At 37.6% G+C, this 19,195-nt stretch carries 12 protein-coding genes; 10 read left to right on the forward strand and 2 right to left on the reverse strand.

Annotated elements, in window-relative coordinates:
* Window positions 1–567 precede the first annotated feature (567 nt).
* Window positions 568–738, reverse strand: a complete 171-nt coding sequence (locus ACFIJ9_RS02745) for a hypothetical protein (protein ID WP_155914971.1) — start codon at window positions 736–738, stop codon at window positions 568–570.
* Window positions 739–2,467: 1,729 nt separating this feature from the next.
* On the opposite strand from ACFIJ9_RS02745, the gene thiC reads away from it, so the two are divergent.
* The 9 genes from thiC to ACFIJ9_RS02790 all read left to right on the forward strand — a co-directional run bounded on the left by thiC (window position 2,468) and on the right by ACFIJ9_RS02790 (window position 14,189).
* Window positions 2,468–4,303, forward strand: coding sequence for a phosphomethylpyrimidine synthase ThiC (thiC, locus tag ACFIJ9_RS02750; protein ID WP_375635699.1), 1,836 nt, complete (start codon window positions 2,468–2,470; stop codon window positions 4,301–4,303).
* Window positions 4,300–5,250: an FAD-dependent oxidoreductase gene (locus ACFIJ9_RS02755; protein WP_375635700.1), complete on the forward strand. Its 951-nt coding sequence runs from the start codon at window positions 4,300–4,302 to the stop codon at window positions 5,248–5,250. Before thiC ends, ACFIJ9_RS02755 begins: the two co-directional genes overlap by 4 nt.
* 3 nt (window positions 5,251–5,253) lie before the next feature.
* Window positions 5,254–5,451: a sulfur carrier protein ThiS gene (gene thiS, locus ACFIJ9_RS02760; RefSeq protein WP_012754917.1), complete on the forward strand. Its 198-nt coding sequence runs from the start codon at window positions 5,254–5,256 to the stop codon at window positions 5,449–5,451.
* Between the two features lie 4 nt (window positions 5,452–5,455).
* Window positions 5,456–6,229, forward strand: a complete 774-nt coding sequence (locus ACFIJ9_RS02765) for a thiazole synthase (RefSeq protein WP_012754916.1) — start codon at window positions 5,456–5,458, stop codon at window positions 6,227–6,229.
* Window positions 6,226–6,831, forward strand: coding sequence for a thiamine phosphate synthase (locus tag ACFIJ9_RS02770; protein WP_273723616.1), 606 nt, complete (start codon window positions 6,226–6,228; stop codon window positions 6,829–6,831). Before ACFIJ9_RS02765 ends, ACFIJ9_RS02770 begins: the two co-directional genes overlap by 4 nt.
* Window positions 6,822–7,580 carry a hydroxymethylpyrimidine/phosphomethylpyrimidine kinase gene (locus ACFIJ9_RS02775; RefSeq protein WP_012754914.1) on the forward strand — a complete coding sequence of 253 codons (759 nt, stop codon included), beginning with the start codon at window positions 6,822–6,824 and terminating at the stop codon, window positions 7,578–7,580. The genes ACFIJ9_RS02770 and ACFIJ9_RS02775 overlap by 10 nt, the downstream gene beginning before the upstream one ends.
* 474 nt (window positions 7,581–8,054) lie before the next feature.
* Window positions 8,055–8,885, forward strand: coding sequence for a uracil-DNA glycosylase family protein (locus tag ACFIJ9_RS02780; RefSeq protein WP_375635701.1), 831 nt, complete (start codon window positions 8,055–8,057; stop codon window positions 8,883–8,885).
* A gap of 69 nt (window positions 8,886–8,954) precedes the next feature.
* Complete coding sequence (gene pepN / locus ACFIJ9_RS02785) at window positions 8,955–11,582, forward strand: aminopeptidase N (RefSeq protein ID WP_375635702.1); 2,628 nt, start codon at window positions 8,955–8,957, stop codon at window positions 11,580–11,582.
* A gap of 285 nt (window positions 11,583–11,867) precedes the next feature.
* Window positions 11,868–14,189 (forward strand): ATP-binding protein, encoded by a 2,322-nt coding sequence (locus ACFIJ9_RS02790; RefSeq protein WP_375635703.1) that lies wholly within the window; start codon window positions 11,868–11,870, stop codon window positions 14,187–14,189.
* On the opposite strand, the gene ACFIJ9_RS02795 is transcribed toward ACFIJ9_RS02790, so the two are convergent.
* Window positions 14,186–14,710, reverse strand: coding sequence for a methylated-DNA--[protein]-cysteine S-methyltransferase (locus ACFIJ9_RS02795; RefSeq protein ID WP_273788414.1), 525 nt, complete (start codon window positions 14,708–14,710; stop codon window positions 14,186–14,188). The two genes, ACFIJ9_RS02790 and ACFIJ9_RS02795, sit on opposite strands and share 4 nt — an antisense overlap.
* Before the next feature lie 818 nt (window positions 14,711–15,528).
* Between ACFIJ9_RS02795 and carB the strand changes: the two genes are divergently transcribed.
* Window positions 15,529–19,014 (forward strand): carbamoyl-phosphate synthase large subunit, encoded by a 3,486-nt coding sequence (carB, locus tag ACFIJ9_RS02800; protein WP_375635704.1) that lies wholly within the window; start codon window positions 15,529–15,531, stop codon window positions 19,012–19,014.
* The last annotated feature ends 181 nt before the right edge of the window (window positions 19,015–19,195 follow it).

Genomic DNA, 19,195 nt, shown 5'->3' on the forward strand with positions numbered 1-19,195 from the left:
CACCTCATCTGATGTTACTTAATATCTTGTTTTGTTGCTTTGCTGTTGTTATATAATTATTTTTTAAATCTTGCATCTTGTTGCAAAATTTATAAATACTGTTCAAAATTTTCCTTATTATGGATTTCATACAACCATTATCGAATGTAATAACTTATCATCCACATAGAAAGTTTCTGATTTAAACATTATCTTTTTTTATTTTTTTTCAATAGTTTAAATCTATCGCGTCGATATTTTAAAACAAAAAAACTCTATCTTTTGGCTATCACTTGTATTAAAATTTTAAAAGTTAGCTTCAACTTCGTTGCATGCTTCATTATGTTTTTATTCACATGCAGATGCTTTGTTATATTTTATTCAATTTATTCCTGAAATTGTATTACAAGGTCAGCACCAATGTTTTTTTGAACAAGCTTTTGTCTAATCTAAATGCACCATAGAAAATATATTCAATATGGACATTTCTTCACACTTTCATTGAACTGGAAATGAAATACTTTGAAATACTAAAGAAACACCACACACCCTCACCAAATCTGAAGGTTGTATCCAATCCGGAAAATATTAAAAAACATAACCTAGCACCCTCCCCCAATTTTTATGAACAATACCCTTGTTTTTTAAACGCCCCGTAATCAAATTCTCCCCTCCCGCACTTAGCATATCTCTATATATATTATTATATGTATATTTTTTTTGCAAGAATAATAAATCATTCTCAACAACATCTTGCAATTATTGGTGCTCTTCTCTATTCTTTCCGGCGTTTACCTCATTATTTAGTATAAGTGCACTACTTAAAAATGATTTTTTTACAAGATCTAAAAGATAAACTGTTTTTTATATCTTTCATAATGTTCATAACCAGTTTTATGGTATTAGTGGGACAATGCAAAGCGATTATAGAATGCTATAATAGTGTAGATAAAGAACTTACTAACGAATTTACCTATGAGTCTCTTGTTAACACATTTGTCTATCTCTGGAGTATACCAATCATCTTTTCCTGTATAGCTGCAGCTTTTATATGGCTACCAATTGTAACATTGCTAATAATAGCAATATTAGTGGGAATTTGGTTACTCCTCCTCATAATTCCCTACTTATTCCAAAATTAGTTTTTGGCTTTGTTAATCATTATCATAATAATTCTTTGTTTGCGTTTGTTTTATTTATTACCTATTTTAGTGTTTAAAAATTTTTTTGATGAAAATTTACTCAATTTTTCTCTTGTTCTATTATAATAATAAGAGCACTTCGTTATAATTAGAAAGCTTTTTGTATATAATTAATGATTTTTTATCTGTAATATTGTTGCATGATATCACATGACTATTGAATAACTTTACCTTGAAAACAAAGAGCTTTATGTCTCAGAAAATGAATTTTTGCCTCGTCTTAAGCTAAAACACAGCGCTTTGTGCGCATTTCTATTGCAAACTAATTAATGAATTTACGTAGTACTTTATGCTGAGATACATCCTTTTTCTTTCCTCTCTCTTCCAACTCTTTAAAAGTGTTGATGAAATTTCAAGATGAAAAGCCTTTGTTCATTTTCATCATCATTTTTTAATTCCGCTTTACGATTTTTAAAACATTCAAGGCAATATTATTTTTAATAATAAAGATTAGGTATTGTTTCACGCTTTTGTTTATCGCACTCTTAATGGGAACATCCCCTCATGAAAAATAGAATGCCCCACACAAAATATAATGATATTGCATATCACGCACTTTATTAAAGAAATATTGCTTAAAATATACTCCGTTCATTTTACGACAGCGCACGTCAATGATACAATGATAAGCTATTACAGATCATCATCTTTAAGCTTTTGAAGATACAAGCTGGAACCCATCATACATTTTGTTGGCCCCCACATTGCGATAGTCCTCGCATCTGAGAATGTTCATGAATGACTTTTGGCTTCCTTTCTTCAAGTATTTTGCCCCATATGCTCCCACTTATGACGTGCAAGGAAGTGATTTTATATGAAAAGATGTATGATGAGAGAATCTTATAGTATTCTGAGTTATTATTTTAATATGAAAAAATCTCAATCAGAGCTATAAACTATCTACTTTTTCCTTGATAATCCGTTTTTAACTTTATTCTTGTTTATAAAAGCTTCAATATCACAGTTTATCACTTCATAATATCTATTTTCACTCTTAAAAAACACACCAAAATCGTTTAAATATATTTTTATGATTGACAATATAGATATTTAAGCCAACCATATTCGTATTAGCAAAAATACTTTAAGTGGGAGGAGGCATGCAAATATGAGAATAGATATTGTATCAATTTTTCAAAATAAATTTTCTTGATCTTTATTGGGTTTGCTTTGCTATAAAGCAATACTATTCCTATTCATCCGAATACTCGTGATTGATAATTTGAATACATCCCCATTAACATCGTAACCTATTTTTGAACTCTGTGTCTATAAGGAAAAAGTTTGTGCAGAAAAATACTCCATCAATTAGTTGTAGCCCCTTTCCCGCTTCACGCAAAATTTATCAACAAAGTCCTATCTTTTCTGATGTGCGCGTACCATTGCGTGAAATTTCACTGACTGATGGCAGTGGTGAGAAACCTTTAAACGTTTACGATACTTCTGGCCCCTACACAGATAAAGATATGATCATTGATATTACAAAAGGCTTGCCAGCAATTAGCTTGCCTTGGCTCTCTAAGCGGGATGATACTGAAACTTATCCTGCACGATTAGTAAAACCTGAAGATAATGGATTGGCTTCTGATAAAAACCTTACACCAACATTTAAACAAAAACGTCCCATTTTACGAGCAAAAAATGGCAAAGCAATTACACAAATGGCTTATGCGCGCGCAGGCATTATTACAGCGGAAATGGAATATGTGGCTATACGAGAAAATGAAGGATTAGCAGTAAAAGAACGGCAGAATGTACCATCAAATGAAACATTTTCTGGATCAATACCAGAAATTTATACTGCCGAATTTGTTCGCAATGAAATTGCTTGTGGACGCGCCATTATTCCACAAAACATTAATCATCCAGAGTGCGAACCCATGATTATTGGGCGTAATTTTCGTGTTAAAATTAATGCCAATATTGGCAATTCAGCAGTGACTTCATCTATGGAAGAAGAAGTTGATAAAATGGTTTGGGCCATTCGCTGGGGAGCAGATACAGTTATGGATCTCTCAACAGGTCGAAATATTCATAATATTCGTGAGTGGATTATTCGAAATGCCCCTGTTCCCATTGGGACTGTTCCACTTTATCAAGCACTCGAAAAAGTACAGGGTATTGCCGAAAACTTAACATGGGATATTTTCCGTGATACCCTTATTGAACAAGCAGAGCAAGGTGTTGATTATTTTACCATTCATGCGGGATTAAGATTACCTTTTATCCCTTTAACCGTTGATCGGGTAACAGGTATTGTTTCACGAGGTGGTTCTATTATGGCAAAATGGTGCTTGCATCATCACAAAGAAAGTTTTCTTTATGAACATTTTGATGAAATTTGTGATATTGCACGCACGTATGACATCTCTCTTTCCTTGGGGGATGGATTGCGCCCTGGCTCTATTGCCGATGCCAATGATGAAGCCCAATTTGCAGAGCTTAAAACTTTGGGAGAATTGACAAAAATTGCTTGGGAAAAAGATGTACAGGTTATGATTGAAGGTCCTGGGCATGTCCCAATGCACAAAATTAAAGAAAATATGGAGCAACAATTAGATCTCTGTCACGAGGCGCCTTTTTATACTTTGGGACCTCTTACAACCGACATTGCTCCTGGTTATGATCATATTACATCAGCAATTGGTGCCGCTATGATTGGATGGTTTGGAACAGCTATGTTGTGTTATGTAACACCTAAAGAACACCTAGGACTCCCCGATAGGAATGACGTAAAAACTGGTGTGATCACTTATAAAATTGCTGCTCATGCCGCTGACCTTGCCAAAGGTTTGCCTAGAGCACAATTGCGCGATAATGCTCTTTCGCGTGCACGATTTGATTTTAGATGGCATGATCAATTCAACCTTTCTCTTGATCCGGAAACAGCCAGTGCCTTTCATGATGAGACAATGCCTAAAGAAGCCCATAAATTGGTACATTTTTGTTCCATGTGTGGACCAAAATTCTGTTCTATGCGTATTTCTCATGATATTCGTGAGGCAGCAGCAATAAGAAAAACAAAAGGGGAAGGTATGATCGCCATGGCCGAGAAATATCAGAAAAATGGTGACCTTTATATGGAAATTGTTCCTCCTCAAAAAGAGAAAGTAAACAGTTGAAGAACATTCTTATCAAAGGTGCAGGTGTAGGCGGCTTAACGGTTGCCTTTATGTTACAGCAAAAAGGTGTTTCTGTTACTATATCAGCTCCCCCTCATTCTCCTATAGGAAGTGCTAGTTGGTATGCAGGAGGAATGCTCGCACCTTACTGTGAGAAAGAAAATGCGGAACAGATTGTTGAAGATCTTGGTATACAAGCTATACAGTGGTGGCGTAAAACGCTTCCCAACCTTGTCATACAAAAAGGCACTTTAGTGGTTGCACCTACACGAGATAGAGGAGAGCTTGAACGGTTTTCTGGACGCACGCATAATCACAAAACCATAGATAATATAGAAATAGCTCATCTTGAACCAGATCTTGCGGAACGTTTTAACTGTGCGCTCTTTTATGAAAATGAAGCCCATATTGATCCTCGCAAAGCACTTATGGCTTTAAAAGAAAAGCTTCTCAACAATGGAGCGTGTTTTGTTGATGTAGAGACGGCTGAAACAAATTTTGATATTGTTATTGATGCAACAGGAATAGCACGTTTAGGAAAAGATAAAAATATACGGGGCGTGCGCGGCGAAATGCTTCTCGTGCGCTGCACCGATATTAAAATTTTGCGTCCAATTCGTCTTCTTCATCCACGGTTTCCTCTCTATATTGTACCTCGACAAGATAATATTTTTATGATTGGTGCAACAATGATTGAAAGTGACTTTGATGGTGCAATCTCAGTGAGATCAATGATGGAACTGCTCAACGCGGCTTATACTTTACATCCTGCTTTTGCTGAAGCAGAAATTATTGAATCTGGCGTTGGTGTTCGTCCATGTTATCCTGATAACTTCCCTTCTGTGCATAAAGATGGTAATTGTATTTCTATTAATGGATTTTATAGACATGGTTTTCTTTTGTCTCCAGAAATGGCAAAACGAGCAATGAAATTGGCATTGGAATAAAGCATGCAAATATTTGTTAATGGTGAAACAGTCCAAACAGAAGTTATGACTCTCGGTCTCTTACTTGAAGAATTGGGGTATGAAGGAAATTGGCTTGCAACCGCTGTTAACGCTGAAGTTGTTTCCATAGATGCACGAAGCCAATTTGTCTTGCATGAAGGAGATAAAATTGAAATTTTAAGCCCAATGCAAGGAGGCTAAAATTATGCTGAATCTTTATGGACGACAATTCTCTTCCCGTCTTCTATTAGGTACAGCGCAATATCCTTCACCAGCAATTCTTCGTGATGCTATTCATAAATCGAATACGGAAATTGTGACTGTTTCCTTGCGTCGTGAAACGGCAGGTGGAAAACAAGGTGGACAATTTTGGCAATTTCTTCAAGAACTTGGGGTAACAGTGCTTCCTAATACTGCTGGTTGTTATACTGTTAAAGAGGCCGTAACCACAGCGCAATTAGCAAGAGATCTCTTTAAAACAGCTTGGATTAAACTCGAAGTGATAGGAAACCCAGACACCTTACAGCCAAATATTTTTTCCTTAATCGAAGCAGCGCAAATTTTAAACAATGAAGGTTTCAAAATTTTTGCTTACACAACGGATGATCTCATTGTTGCTGAAAAACTTTTCGACATTGGTTGCCGTGTTATTATGCCTTGGTGTGCTCCTATTGGTTCTGCCAAAGGACCTCATAATACTGATGGATTGCGTTCTATCCGTGCTTACCTTCCTGACGCTACTCTTGTTATTGATGCCGGCATTGGACGCCCATCACATGCCGCCATTGCGATGGAACTCGGTTATGATGCAGTACTGCTTAATACCGCAGTTGCTAAAGCAGGTGATCCTGTCTTAATGGCTGAAGCATTTTCTAAAGCTGTTCAAGCAGGACGTATGGGATATAAAGCTGGCATGATCGAAGCACGCAATGTAGCAGTCCCTTCAACGCCAGTCATTGGAAAAGCAGTATTTTCATGAAACTGGATCCATTTTACCTCATCGTTGATAACGCTGATTGGATTGAACGTTTGCTCCCTCTTGGCATCAAGCTCGTACAATTGCGTATGAAACATGAAAATCAACAAATAATCCGTCAACATATCAAGCGCGCAAAAAACATATGCAATAAATTGGGAGCACAATTAATTATTAATGATCATTGGGAAATAGCAATTGATGAAAAGTGCAATTTTATTCATCTGGGACAAGAAGACCTAAGCAATGCTGATCTTCACGCAATTCGTAAAAGTGGTATAAAAGTTGGTCTTAGTACACATGATGAACATGAATTGGATATCGCACTCTCTGTTAATCCTGAGTATATTGCACTTGGTCCTATTTATCCGACAATCTTAAAAAAAATGAAATGGATGCCGCAAGGACTAGAAAAAATCAAACAATGGAGAAAGCGGATTGGTGCTTTACCTTTGGTGGGTATTGGTGGTTTAACACCAGAACGCGCAGTTGGTGTTTTAAAAGCGGGAGCAAATAGTGCTGCTGTTGTGACTGATATTATCCTCCATAAAAAACCTGAAGAACGTGTCCAACAGTGGATAAAAGTGACACAAACATGGCGTTGATACCTTCCATTCTTATTGTTGCAGGCACGGATCCAACAGGAGGTGCCGGTATTGTTCGTGATATAGAAACCGCTGCACATTTTCAAATAAAAGCAAATTTGGCAATCACTTGTGTTAACGTACAAGATGATAATCGCGTTGCCGAAATCATTCCAATGCGTGAAGACCTCGTCGCTGCGCAAATGCGTGCTGCCCTAGAAGCAAATCCAATAAGCGCAATAAAAATCGGTATGATGGGTACAAAAGCAATTATAACAGCAATCTGTAACGTACTCAAAGACTATCCCCATGTTCCAGTTATTTTGGACCCCGTACTTGTCGCTTCATCAGGAGGAAAACTAACAACGGAAGCAATCATCGACACGATGATCGATAAACTGCTTTCTCATGTTACTCTTTTAACACCGAATAGAGAAGAACTTGCTCTTCTTAGCCAAAGTCCATTGGCATCTCATGATGAGCAAGCAATACAACAAGCAAAAAAACTTTTGTCATTGGGAGCTCGATCTATTTTAGTAAAAGGGGGACATGCAGAGGGTCCTCTTGCAATTGATAGCTTCATTGACAAAACTGAAGTCATAAATATTTCTACGCCACGTTTAAAAGGAACAATGCGAGGAACAGGTTGCATTCTCTCAAGCGCTATTGCTGCGCATTTAGCATTAAATGAACCTCTCATTTCAGCTGTAAAAAAAGCAAAAGCATATATCTACACATTGCTTTTAACCCATTGCAAAAACAGTTTGTAAAGTCTTAGTATTTTCTCATATATCTAATATTTTCTCATATAAAAGTAATATTTATATATCTCATTAATATATTTAATATTTTTAATAAAAATTATTAAAAAAAAGATAAAAATATAATAATAAAAAATTTATACTTAATTATTACAAATAAAATACTACAAAAATCACTTTCATTAATTATTAAATATAGAATATAATGATCAAAAATGTTATCATACCACTTGCATTCAGTAGAGAATTCTTTTATTATAAAGAGCTTAGTCTGTTTAAAAATTTAAAATAGCGTAATTTAAACAAATTGTACATTTAAAGATGTATATAATCGCGAACACTCGCATTTTACGATTTGCCTTTTTTGTGAAAAGAGAGAATCCTATCAGCGTTCTTGTACATTAATGGCTAGCGAATACATTTATAAAACTTGAAGGATAATTTTGTTTGATCTATAGTTGCTAGATCATTAGAAAAAATAAAATGTTAAATCAAACGCCGTGCTCAATTTCCTATGAAGAACTCTTAAACTTTTATAAAGAAAGTGGTGCGGATGCTGTTCTGACAAATTTCCCTATTAATCGTTTTAAGCAGTCTGCTTGTTCAGAGAGCAAATTAATATCTGTCGTGAACATTTCTCATAATCAACAAACATCTCCCACCGTAAAATCAGATCATCGTCCGCTGCATAACTCTAGGGGGGCTATACAAAATGAACCCACAGCTATAGAGAGTGCAAACAATGCAAAAACACTTGATGAATTAAAATCTGCGCTCCTCGCATTTAATGGCTGTTCACTAAAATTGACAGCAAAAAATACCTGCTTTTCAGATGGAACAGCAGGAAGCCCCCTGATGCTTATAGGCGAAGCACCAGGACGAGAAGAGGATATACAAGGAATTCCTTTTGTGGGAAAAGCAGGGATGTTGCTTAATAAAATCCTCGCATCAATTGGCTTAACAAGAAATAATGTTTACATTGCCAACACTATTCCTTGGCGTCCACCAGGAAATCGTACACCAACACCAAGAGAAGTTGCCTTGTGCCGCCCTTTTATTGAACGGCACATTTATTTAGCGCGTCCTCGTGTACTTATAGCACTGGGAGGCATTGCTGCACAGTTTCTTACGGGATCTCAAAATGGGATTATCCGAACACGAGGGAAATGGCATATTTATGAAAGTGAGGATAATATAAAAATACCTGTTATGCCAACTTTCCACCCTGCCTACCTTCTCCGAACCCCTAGTCAAAAAAAACTTACATGGACAGACTTCTTAGAAGTAAAAAATCGCCTCGATAGCCTTTTGTAATTCTGTAATCTTCTTTGACTCTAAAATTAAACACCTTCTTTAACTCTTAAAATACGAATGGGAAAAACTATGGAACAGCCAACAACATCTATTTATCGTTTGGAAGACTACCAGCCAACCCCTTACGCTATCCCTAAAACACAACTTTCCTTCCAATTGGCACCAACAAAAACCTATGTTACAGCCATATTGTCTATTGAACCCCGTCACAATACAAAAGAATTAACACCTCTTGTTCTTTCTGGTGATGATCTTACTTTAATTTCCGTTTCTATCAATGGTGAGACGTTAGCTCCAAACACTTATAAAGTGACGCCTTCACGTTTAGAAATTACAAACCCACCAGCGGCTCCTTTTACATTGAAATTGGTTACGGAACTGAATCCTGAAAGCAACCGCCAACTTATGGGCCTTTATCTTTCAAATGGTGTTTATTGCACACAATGCGAATCGGAAGGCTTTCGTCGTATTACTTATTTTTACGACCGCCCAGATGTTCTTTCTATCTATAGAGTGAAAATTGAAGCAGATTCCCAAACAATCCCAATCTTGCTTTCAAATGGTAATCTAGTGGAAACAGGAACTTTAGAGAATAATCGCCATTTTGCCATTTGGGAAGATCCTTATCCCAAACCATCTTATCTCTTTGCTTTAGTAGGTGGAGATCTTGATAAGTTAGAAGATCATTTTACAACTGTATCTGGACGACGTATCGAGCTTGGTATCTATGTGGAAAAAGGAAAAACCAAACGCGCAACCTATGCAATGGATGCTCTTAAACGTTCCATGCGTTGGGATGAACAATGTTTTGGGCGCGAATATGATCTTGATGTTTTCAATATTGTTGCTGTGTCCGACTTTAACATGGGAGCAATGGAAAACAAGGGACTTAACGTTTTTAATGATAAATATGTTCTGGCAGATCCTGAAACAGCAACCGATCAAGATTATAGAAATGTTGAACGTGTCATTGCACATGAATATTTCCATAATTGGAGCGGTAATCGTATTACCTGTCGCGATTGGTTTCAACTCTGTTTAAAAGAAGGATTCACTGTTTATCGTGATCAGGAATTTTCATCAGATCAAAATGTACGCAGCCTACAGCGAATTGAAAATATAAAAACATTAAAAGCTACTCAATTTGCCGAAGACGCTGGTCCCCTCGCTCATCCTGTACGTCCTCGTCAATATAGCCAAATTAACAATTTTTACACCACAACTGTTTATGAAAAAGGTGCTGAAGTTGTTCGCATGATACGGACTATTTTAGGACCCTCTCTGTTTCGTAAAGGTACTGATCTTTATTTTCAACGTCATGATGGACAAGCTTGTACAATTGAAGATTTTATCACCTGTTTTGCTGAAGTATCTGGTCAAGACTTTTCCCAATTCATGTTGTGGTATGAACAAGCTGGAACACCAAATGTAGAAATCGATAGTCATTATAGCGATGGTGTTTTAACAATTCATGCAAAGCAACATATTCCGGCAACCCCACAACAAAATACAAAAAAGCCCATGCTTATCCCTATATTATTTGGCTTGTTAGGACCTAATGGAGAAAACCTCACCTATGAAGCGGATACAGATATTCAATCAAACGTTATGCTTTTATCCAAGGAAAACCAAACGTTTACATTAAAGGGTCTGCGTGAAAAACCTGTTTTATCACTGCTTAGAGACTTCTCTGCGCCAATCAATCTACAAACTCCATTCAATGAAAGCGAACTTATTTTTCTTGCACAACATGATGACAATCACATCAATCGCTGGCAATCTCTTAATCATTTAATGACGCAAGCTTTGATTCAAAGCATTCAAGATGAAACAAAAGCAAAAGAGGGGATGCCCTCTGCTTTGATAAAATTGATTGAAGCTATCATTACAGATGAAAGTCTTGAACCTGAGTTTCGTGCATTTTGTTTAAGTTTACCGAGCGAAGTTGAACTTGCCCATACACTTGGTAAAAATGTTGACCCAGAGCGTATTCATCATGTGCGCAATCAGTTTTTAGCTTCGCTCGCACATACACATCAAGGGCTCTTCACAAAATTTTATGGGCAAATGCAAACCAAAGAGCCCTATTCATCAAACACTGTACAAGCTGGAAAGCGAGCATTAAAGAATATAATACTGGATTATCTTTCCATTACTGAGGCCAATCCAAATCGTGCTGCCGCACAATATGCAACAGCTGATAATATGACTGACCGTATGGCTAGTATCGCTGTTCTCGTGAAGCGTTTTAATGAAAGTGAGCAGGCGCAAAATGCCTTAAATGATTTTGAAAACCGCTATCACCATGATCCTTTGGTCATGGATAAATGGTTCTCCATTCAAGCAATGGTTGCAGGGGCATCAACGCTCGAGAATGTTCAAAAGCTCATGCAACACCCGCTATTTTCAAAAGACAATCCCAATCGTGTGCGTTCCCTAATCGGTGTCTTTTCCTCTAACAATCTCACGGGCTTTAACAGGATGGATGGAGCATCTTATCATTTTCTTTGCCAAATCATTTTGGAAATTGACAAAAAAAATCCACAGCTCGCTTCACGATTATTAACGACGATGCGCTCTTGGCGACAATTAGAACCCATTCGACAACAAAAACTTGAAACTGAATTAAAAACAATTGCTGCTGCGCCAAAATTATCAAGCGATGTCGCTGATATTATCAACCGTCTGCTCACTTGAAACGAAAAATTATTTTAAATCAATATTCTATAATATTTTTTAAATAAATTCTACAGACTATTCGATCATCATTAAATCTATAAACAGGCAATCTAAGCCTGTTTATAGATCATGTTTAAAGTGCCTTTTCCTTTTCATATTCCAAGTTCATAGAAGTAAAATTATTTTTTTTAAAAAAAAGACTGGACAGAAGACTCCTGTTTTGATTCATTGCACTCGATGGGGTTACTATGAATATCGAAGCAGTTTTTAAATCACATTATTCCATAATTAAAGGAACTGGAAATGGCTAAATTGGACGCATATCATGCGCCAACGGAGGTGTATACTGATTCAAAATCGAGCGCTCCAAGTCATAAAGCGCAGAAAAAACGTATTCATCTGCTTTCTGGCTCCGCCTATCAAAAGCTTCTCTTTATTGAACCTTGGTTGCGTCGCTCGCTTCCGTTTGTTATTTTAGCATTTCTTATTGTACTTGCATCAATTCGTTTTATATCACTCTATGATTGGCGTAACACGATTGATAAGAACACGCGTTCTACCATCACTTTCTTAGCTTCTCATATTACCAATACAATTAATCATGACTTACTGGCTGTTTCTCAGAAAGGAAAAGTCTCTGCCCTTTCTCATAGTCATTTCCAAAATATCCTCACCACTTTTCGTAATCAAGATCTTATTAATCCTAGCACTCTGATCGCCATTATTGATCAAAAAGGAAATGTCTTAGCTTCATCCAGTTCAGAGATTTCTTTAGGAAAACCTTTGCAAGATTTTATCTCTGACAGCATTGCTTTACAATCTCTTGGACAGCACGTTGGAATTATGAAAATCACAATAGGAAAAGATGCCCCTGCTCTTGCTTCATTTCAGCAAACAGAAAATGGGCAATATGGCGTATTCATTAGCGAAAAAATGCAAGATAGCGCCATGGAATGGCGGAAAATTCTCTCGTTAAATATAACCCTGTTCATTGGAACTAGTGGCGTTATCCTCGCTCTTCTTTATGCTTATTACAACCAAATTGTACGAGCACGCAAAACGGATCTTGTCTCAGAAAAAATTCAAAACCGTATTGATATGGCAATGATGCGTGGACGCTGTGGACTATGGGATTGGAATATGGCAAGTGGACGCGTCTACTGGTCACGAGCAATGTATGAAATGCTGGGCTATGTCCCTCAAGATGCATTGCTCTCAATTTCCCAAATTAGCGCCATTATCAATCCAAATGATGCGAATTTTTTTGATCTTGCTCAGGAATTAATGAGCGGTAAAAAAAAGCATATCGATATTAACGTTCCCATGCGTCATGCCGATGGCCATTATGTCTGGATGCGCATTCGTGCTGAAGTTACTGAAGAAGAAGAACCCCATTTGGTTGGTATTTCCTTCGATATTAGTGAACAGCAACAATTGGCTGAACAAACAGCGCAAGCCGACCTTCGTATCCGTGATGCAATTGAAAACATTTCAGAATCTTTCGTCTTGTGGGATTCAGAAGGACGTTTAGTCATGTCCAACAGCAAATTTTGCGAATATGCTGCTATTCCTAAACAAATTCTACAATCCGGTATCCAACGTGCAACCGTCGAAGCCATGGCACGCCCTGCTATCAGTGAATATCCCCTTAAAGATGATGGTACTGGTAACTTAACCAGTATTCGCCAAACGGCAGATGGTTGTTGGCTCAAAATTAACGAACGGCGGACCCAAGACGGAGGATTGGTTTGTATTGGTACTGACATTTCTGAGCTTAAACAACAACAGGAAAAATTTGAAGACAGTGAAAGGCGTCTTTTTTCTTTTATTCAAGAACTCAAACGTGCTCGAGGAAGTGCTCAACAACGTGCCTCAGAAGTTGAAAAACTTAATAAAAGTCTCAAGGCAGAAAAAGAGCGTGCTGAAAGTGCTAACAAAGCTAAATCAGAGTTTTTGGCTAATATGTCCCATGAATTGCGCACTCCTCTTAACGCTATTCTCGGCTTTTCAGATATCATGTTGCAATCGACTTTTGGACCTCTTGGCTCACAACGCTATAAGGAATATATGCATGATATTTACAATTCGGGAACCCATCTTCTAACCCTTATCAATGACATCCTTGATATGTCAAAAATTGAAGCTGGAAGATTTTCGCTTGATTGTAAAAATACCGATCTTGAGCCCATCATTAGTGAAGCAGTACGAACACTAACGCCTCAAGCTCAAGAAAAAAATATTGTTGTTACAACAAACATTACGCCAGAACTTCATGCTGAAGTTGATGGTCGTGCTATGAAACAGATTTTCCTTAATCTCATCTCTAATGCCGTTAAATTTACGCCTTCTGGCGGAAATATTGATGTTTGCGCTTTCAAGAAAAAAAACAACCTTATTTTTAAAATTACAGATACAGGTGTTGGTATTCCCCAATCAGCAATTAAAAAACTTGGGCAACCTTTTGAACAAGTTGAAAATCAGCTTACTAAATCTCACACGGGCTCAGGTCTTGGCTTAGCCATTTCACGCTCCTTGCTAGAACTCCACAAAGGAAAACTTGAAATTACCTCAAAAGAAATGAAAGGGACAACTGTAACGATTATAATGCCCATCACACAAAATTAAATTCCTCCATTTTGTTCTCGTTGTAGCAAAATCTGTTTCCGTTTGGATCCCCAACGATACCCTGAAATAAAACCATTTTTACGCACAACACGATGACACGGAATGATAACAGCCAATTCGTTACGTGCACACGCATTAGCAACGGCACGAAAAGCGTTCGGTATACCAATACGGCATGCTAAGACTTCATATGAAATTGTTTCACCACATGGTATATCACATAATACTGCCCATACTTGTCGTTGAAAAACTGTACCATTTATATCTAAGGGAAAATTATATTTTTTGACCAACTTAGGTGTTTCTATCATAGCTATAATATGAGCAACTTCTCTCTTAAATGTATTGTCACCTACAACTTGTTGTGCATTGCCAAATCGTATCGTAAACTCCTGTAATAATTGTTCTATAGTATCTCCTAACGCTATATAACAAATCCCTTTTTGAGACCTAGCCACCAAAAGCTTTCCTATTGATACATCTTTCAGACAGAATATTCTCGTTTGGGAAATGTTCAGCATTTTAGCCTTCTTTATATTTTTAAATATTTTTGAACATCATCCATAAAGTAAAGAGAGAGTATTCACTATCTTTTAACAGCAAACAAAATCATTCTGAAATTATCTCCTTAGCCATTGTATTAAAATACACTCTCACCCTTTTATGAAATGGAAATATACATCAATTGACTTTCTTCCTACCCTAAAACGGAAAATTCGACCAGAACAGATCTATCAACAATCTTGCTTTTTATATAACAGATTCCAACTAAGACCATTTCATATGGTTTATTTCACAAGCTCTCTAAAAACAAATCCCGCCCTGAATTCTATCATATACTCTAACAAAAAACACCTTAATGTGGTAAATTTTCATACCTTATATCACAGCTCTAAACGGCAGTATTTTACGGAACAACAAGATAAACTTCCCATTTTATTTTACGAAATCCCATCGAACCATCAATAGTGGCTTATGTTTTACAAGAAACAGAAAAAGTGCGCGCCCTCTCTTTAGGAAAACAACGTCATAAAACACAAAATGTGCCGGCAATGGACTGAAAAGATGTTCCGGCTTTTATTCTCCACAGTATGCTTAAATATTCTAATTTGTTGGAGTACTACTATTATTTTTTTATCAAAGATCATACTTTTGATATACTTACGAGATGACTCAGCTCAAAAAAGAAATTTATCTTCAATTTTATGAAAAAAAGCATGGAAAAGGTATTTTAGTGCTTACTTTCTTTGTCACTTAACTTATAAAATGACTGTAGCCTCAGAACTGAAATATTTTACCCGCAACAATCGCGCACAGATATTTGTCATAGGAAAAAGCCATGCCCAAACGCACAGATATAAAATCTATTCTTATCATCGGAGCAGGACCTATTATCATTGGTCAGGCATGTGAATTTGATTATTCAGGCACACAAGCCTGTAAAGCATTAAAAGAAGAAGGTTATCGAATTATTTTGGTAAATTCTAATCCTGCCACGATTATGACAGATCCAGATCTAGCTGATGCAACTTATATAGAGCCCATTACTCCTGAAATAGTTGCCAAAATTATTGCCCACGAACGTCCCGATGCCCTTTTGCCCACTATGGGAGGACAAACAGCCCTCAACACTGCTTTATCATTAAAGCGTATGGGTATTTTAGACCGCTATCATGTTGAAATGATAGGGGCCAATGCTGATGCTATTGATAAAGCTGAAGATCGTGCTTTATTCCGCCAAGCGATGGCAAAAATCGGTTTGGAAACGCCACGCTCTATGTTAGCCAATGCAACAGAACTAAAAGAAGAAAATCGCCGACAGCACGCAAAAACGCGTGCTGAACTTAAAGCAAAACTTTCTGGTGCTGCACTTGACAAAGCACTCGAAGAACTTGAGCGCAACTGGCGACATACCGAAACTGATCGCAAACAACATTATATCGCCCATGCAACAGCAAAAGCAGTTCAAGCTCTTGATGTTGTTGGACTTCCAGCTATTATTCGTCCTTCATTTACCCTTGGTGGAACCGGTGGTGGAATCGCTTACAATCGTTCTGAATTTTATGAAATTATCGAACGCGGTCTTGAAGCTTCGCCTACAACTGAAGTTTTAATTGAAGAAAGTGTTTTAGGGTGGAAAGAATATGAGATGGAAGTTGTTCGTGATAAGAACGACAACTGTATCATTGTTTGTTCTATTGAAAACATTGATCCAATGGGGATTCATACCGGTGATTCGATCACTGTAGCGCCTGCTCTCACCTTAACAGATAAAGAATATCAATGTATGCGTAATGCTTCGATTGCTGTTTTGCGTGAAATTGGTGTTGAAACGGGGGGATCCAATGTACAGTTTGCTGTCAATCCTGAAAATGGGCGCCTCATTGTTATTGAAATGAATCCACGTGTTTCTCGCTCTTCAGCGCTTGCCTCAAAAGCAACGGGGTTTCCCATTGCCAAAGTAGCCGCTAAACTGGCTGTTGGTTATACTCTTGATGAATTAAAAAATGATATAACGGGTGGTGCAACACCAGCATCATTTGAACCTTCTATTGACTATATTGTGACAAAAATTCCTCGTTTTGCTTTCGAAAAATTTCCCGGTTCATCACCTGTCCTCACAACTGCGATGAAATCTGTAGGAGAAGTCATGGCAATTGGACGCACTTTTCAAGAATCGTTACAAAAAGCACTCCGTGGACTTGAAACAGGACTTACGGGTCTTGATGAAATTGTTATTCCAGAGCATGCTGAAGGTGATGAAAAAAGTTCTATACGCTCCGCCATTGCAATACCAAGCCCTGATCGTCTACGCTATATTGCTCAAGCCATGCGCACAGGCTTACCCTTAGATGAGATTCACCAAATTAGCAAAATTGATCCGTGGTTTTTAGAACAAATAGCCTCCATCATTGAAATGGAGCAGCGTATCCGCGTTCATGGATTACCCCAAGACGCAGATAACTTACGTATGTTAAAAGCTATGGGATTTTCAGATGCGCGATTAGCCTCCCTTACTGGAAAAGAACCCGATGATATCGCAGCTTTACGCAAATCACTGAATGTTAAACACGTCTTCAAACGGATTGACACTTGTGCCGCTGAATTTTCTTCTCCTACAGCCTATATGTATTCAACATATGAAGTTCCCTTTGCAGGTATAGAGCACTCGGAAGCACACATTTCTGAACGCAAAAAAATTGCTATTTTAGGCGGTGGACCAAACCGCATTGGGCAAGGTATTGAATTTGATTACTGTTGCTGCCACGCTGCTTTTGCACTGCGTGATGCAGGCTTTGAAGCGATTATGATTAACTGTAATCCTGAAACAGTTTCAACCGACTATGATACCTCTGATCGCCTTTACTTTGAATCTTTAACAACAGAAGATGTTATCGCTATTTTAGAAGCAGAACAGGAAAAAGGAGATTTGGTTGGAGTCATCGTCCAATTTGGCGGACAAACACCCTTGAAATTGGCAAGCGCTCTAGAAAAACACAACATTCCCATCTTGGGTACTTCACCTGACGCTATCGACTTAGCAGAAGATAGAGATCGCTTTCAAAAACTGTTATTTAAACTTAACTTAACACAACCTCAAAATGGTATTGCTCACTCCATCGAACAAGCACGCCTCATTGCCCACGAACTAGGCTTCCCATTGGTTGTACGTCCCTCTTATGTTTTAGGAGGACGTGCTATGCAAATTATCCGTGATGAACGTAGCTTACAAAATTATTTACTTGAAAGTGTCCCAGAATTAATTTCAGAAGATATCAAAGTCCGTTATCCTAACGACACAACAGGACAAATCAATATATTGCTTGGTAAAAATCCGCTTCTCTTTGATACCTATTTAACAGAAGCAATTGAAGTAGACGTTGATTGTCTATGTGATGGCAACGAAACACTGATTGTTGGTATTATGGAACACATTGAAGAAGCTGGTATCCACTCTGGTGATTCAGCATGTTCTTTACCAGTCCGTACGCTCTCAAATAAAATAGTTACTGAATTAGAGCGCCAAACCAAAGCATTAGCACAAGCACTTCATGTTCGCGGCTTAATGAATGTACAATATGCTATAAAAGATGACACCATTTATGTCTTAGAAGTCAATCCCCGTGCTTCACGTACTGTCCCATTTGTTGCAAAAACGATTGGTCGCCCTATTGCTAAAATGGCTGCACGTATTATGGCAGGAGAAACACTTCATGATGCTCTTCAAGCTTATGGTGGATTACCTTCCTTGCAGAAAAAACAACATATTGCCGTCAAGGAAGCAGTGTTTCCTTTTGCTCGTTTTTCAGGTGTTGATACACTTCTTGGTCCAGAAATGCGCTCAACCGGTGAAGTTATGGGACTTGACTATGAATTTTCGCTTGCTTTTGCTAAAGCACAACTTGGAGCTGGTGTAAAACTCCCTAAAGAGGGAACTTTGTTCGTTTCTGTAAGAGATGAAGATAAAAAACGCATCTTAAATCCTGTAAAACGTTTAACTGAGCTTGGCTTTTCTGTTGTTGCCACAAGTGGAACACATAAATTTCTTACCGAACACCACGTTGAAGCAACAAAAATCAACAAAGTCCTAGAAGGGCATCCTCATATTGAAGATTCCATTCGTAATCGCCAAATTCAATTGATTTTTAATACAACTAGCACTGCCAGTGCCATCTCAGACTCAAAATCATTACGTTATGCAGCACTCATGCAAAATGTTCCCTATTATACAACAATAGCTGGAGCCGAAGCCGTCGTAGAAGCGATCAAAGCACTCAAAAAAAGGCGCCTTGAAGTACGTTCACTACAAAGTTATTTCAGTTGAATTTTTTCTACTCAGCAAAAGGTACACTGCTTTCTTATTTTTTTTATATAAAAATTGATTAAGACTTGCTTTTTGTTCTAAAGACTTTTATAGAGGTTTCATCGAATTTTCGGTTACGTGACTTTCTTTCCTGTGCGATCTGCACTTTTGACGAAACTTCTCCCACCTAATTTCGATCTAC

The organism is Bartonella sp. MR90HLJMH (genome assembly GCF_042194115.1).
Classification (GTDB): Bacteria; Pseudomonadota; Alphaproteobacteria; order Rhizobiales; family Rhizobiaceae; genus Bartonella; species Bartonella grahamii.

What these genes read in the sequence shown, in the direction of transcription:
- ACFIJ9_RS02765 (WP_012754916.1), top strand. Translation starts at nt 5,456, where the DNA reads ATGCTGAATCTTTATGGACGACAATTCTCTTCCCGTCTTCTATTAGGT.
- ACFIJ9_RS02790 (WP_375635703.1), top strand. Translation starts at nt 11,868, where the DNA reads ATGGCTAAATTGGACGCATATCATGCGCCAACGGAGGTGTATACTGAT.
- ACFIJ9_RS02770 (WP_273723616.1), top strand. Translation starts at nt 6,226, where the DNA reads ATGAAACTGGATCCATTTTACCTCATCGTTGATAACGCTGATTGGATT.
- pepN (WP_375635702.1), top strand. Translation starts at nt 8,955, where the DNA reads ATGGAACAGCCAACAACATCTATTTATCGTTTGGAAGACTACCAGCCA.
- ACFIJ9_RS02775 (WP_012754914.1), top strand. Translation starts at nt 6,822, where the DNA reads ATGGCGTTGATACCTTCCATTCTTATTGTTGCAGGCACGGATCCAACA.
- thiS (WP_012754917.1), top strand. Translation starts at nt 5,254, where the DNA reads ATGCAAATATTTGTTAATGGTGAAACAGTCCAAACAGAAGTTATGACT.
- ACFIJ9_RS02780 (WP_375635701.1), top strand. Translation starts at nt 8,055, where the DNA reads ATGTTAAATCAAACGCCGTGCTCAATTTCCTATGAAGAACTCTTAAAC.
- ACFIJ9_RS02795 (WP_273788414.1), bottom strand. Translation starts at nt 14,710, where the DNA reads ATGCTGAACATTTCCCAAACGAGAATATTCTGTCTGAAAGATGTATCA.
- carB (WP_375635704.1), top strand. Translation starts at nt 15,529, where the DNA reads ATGCCCAAACGCACAGATATAAAATCTATTCTTATCATCGGAGCAGGA.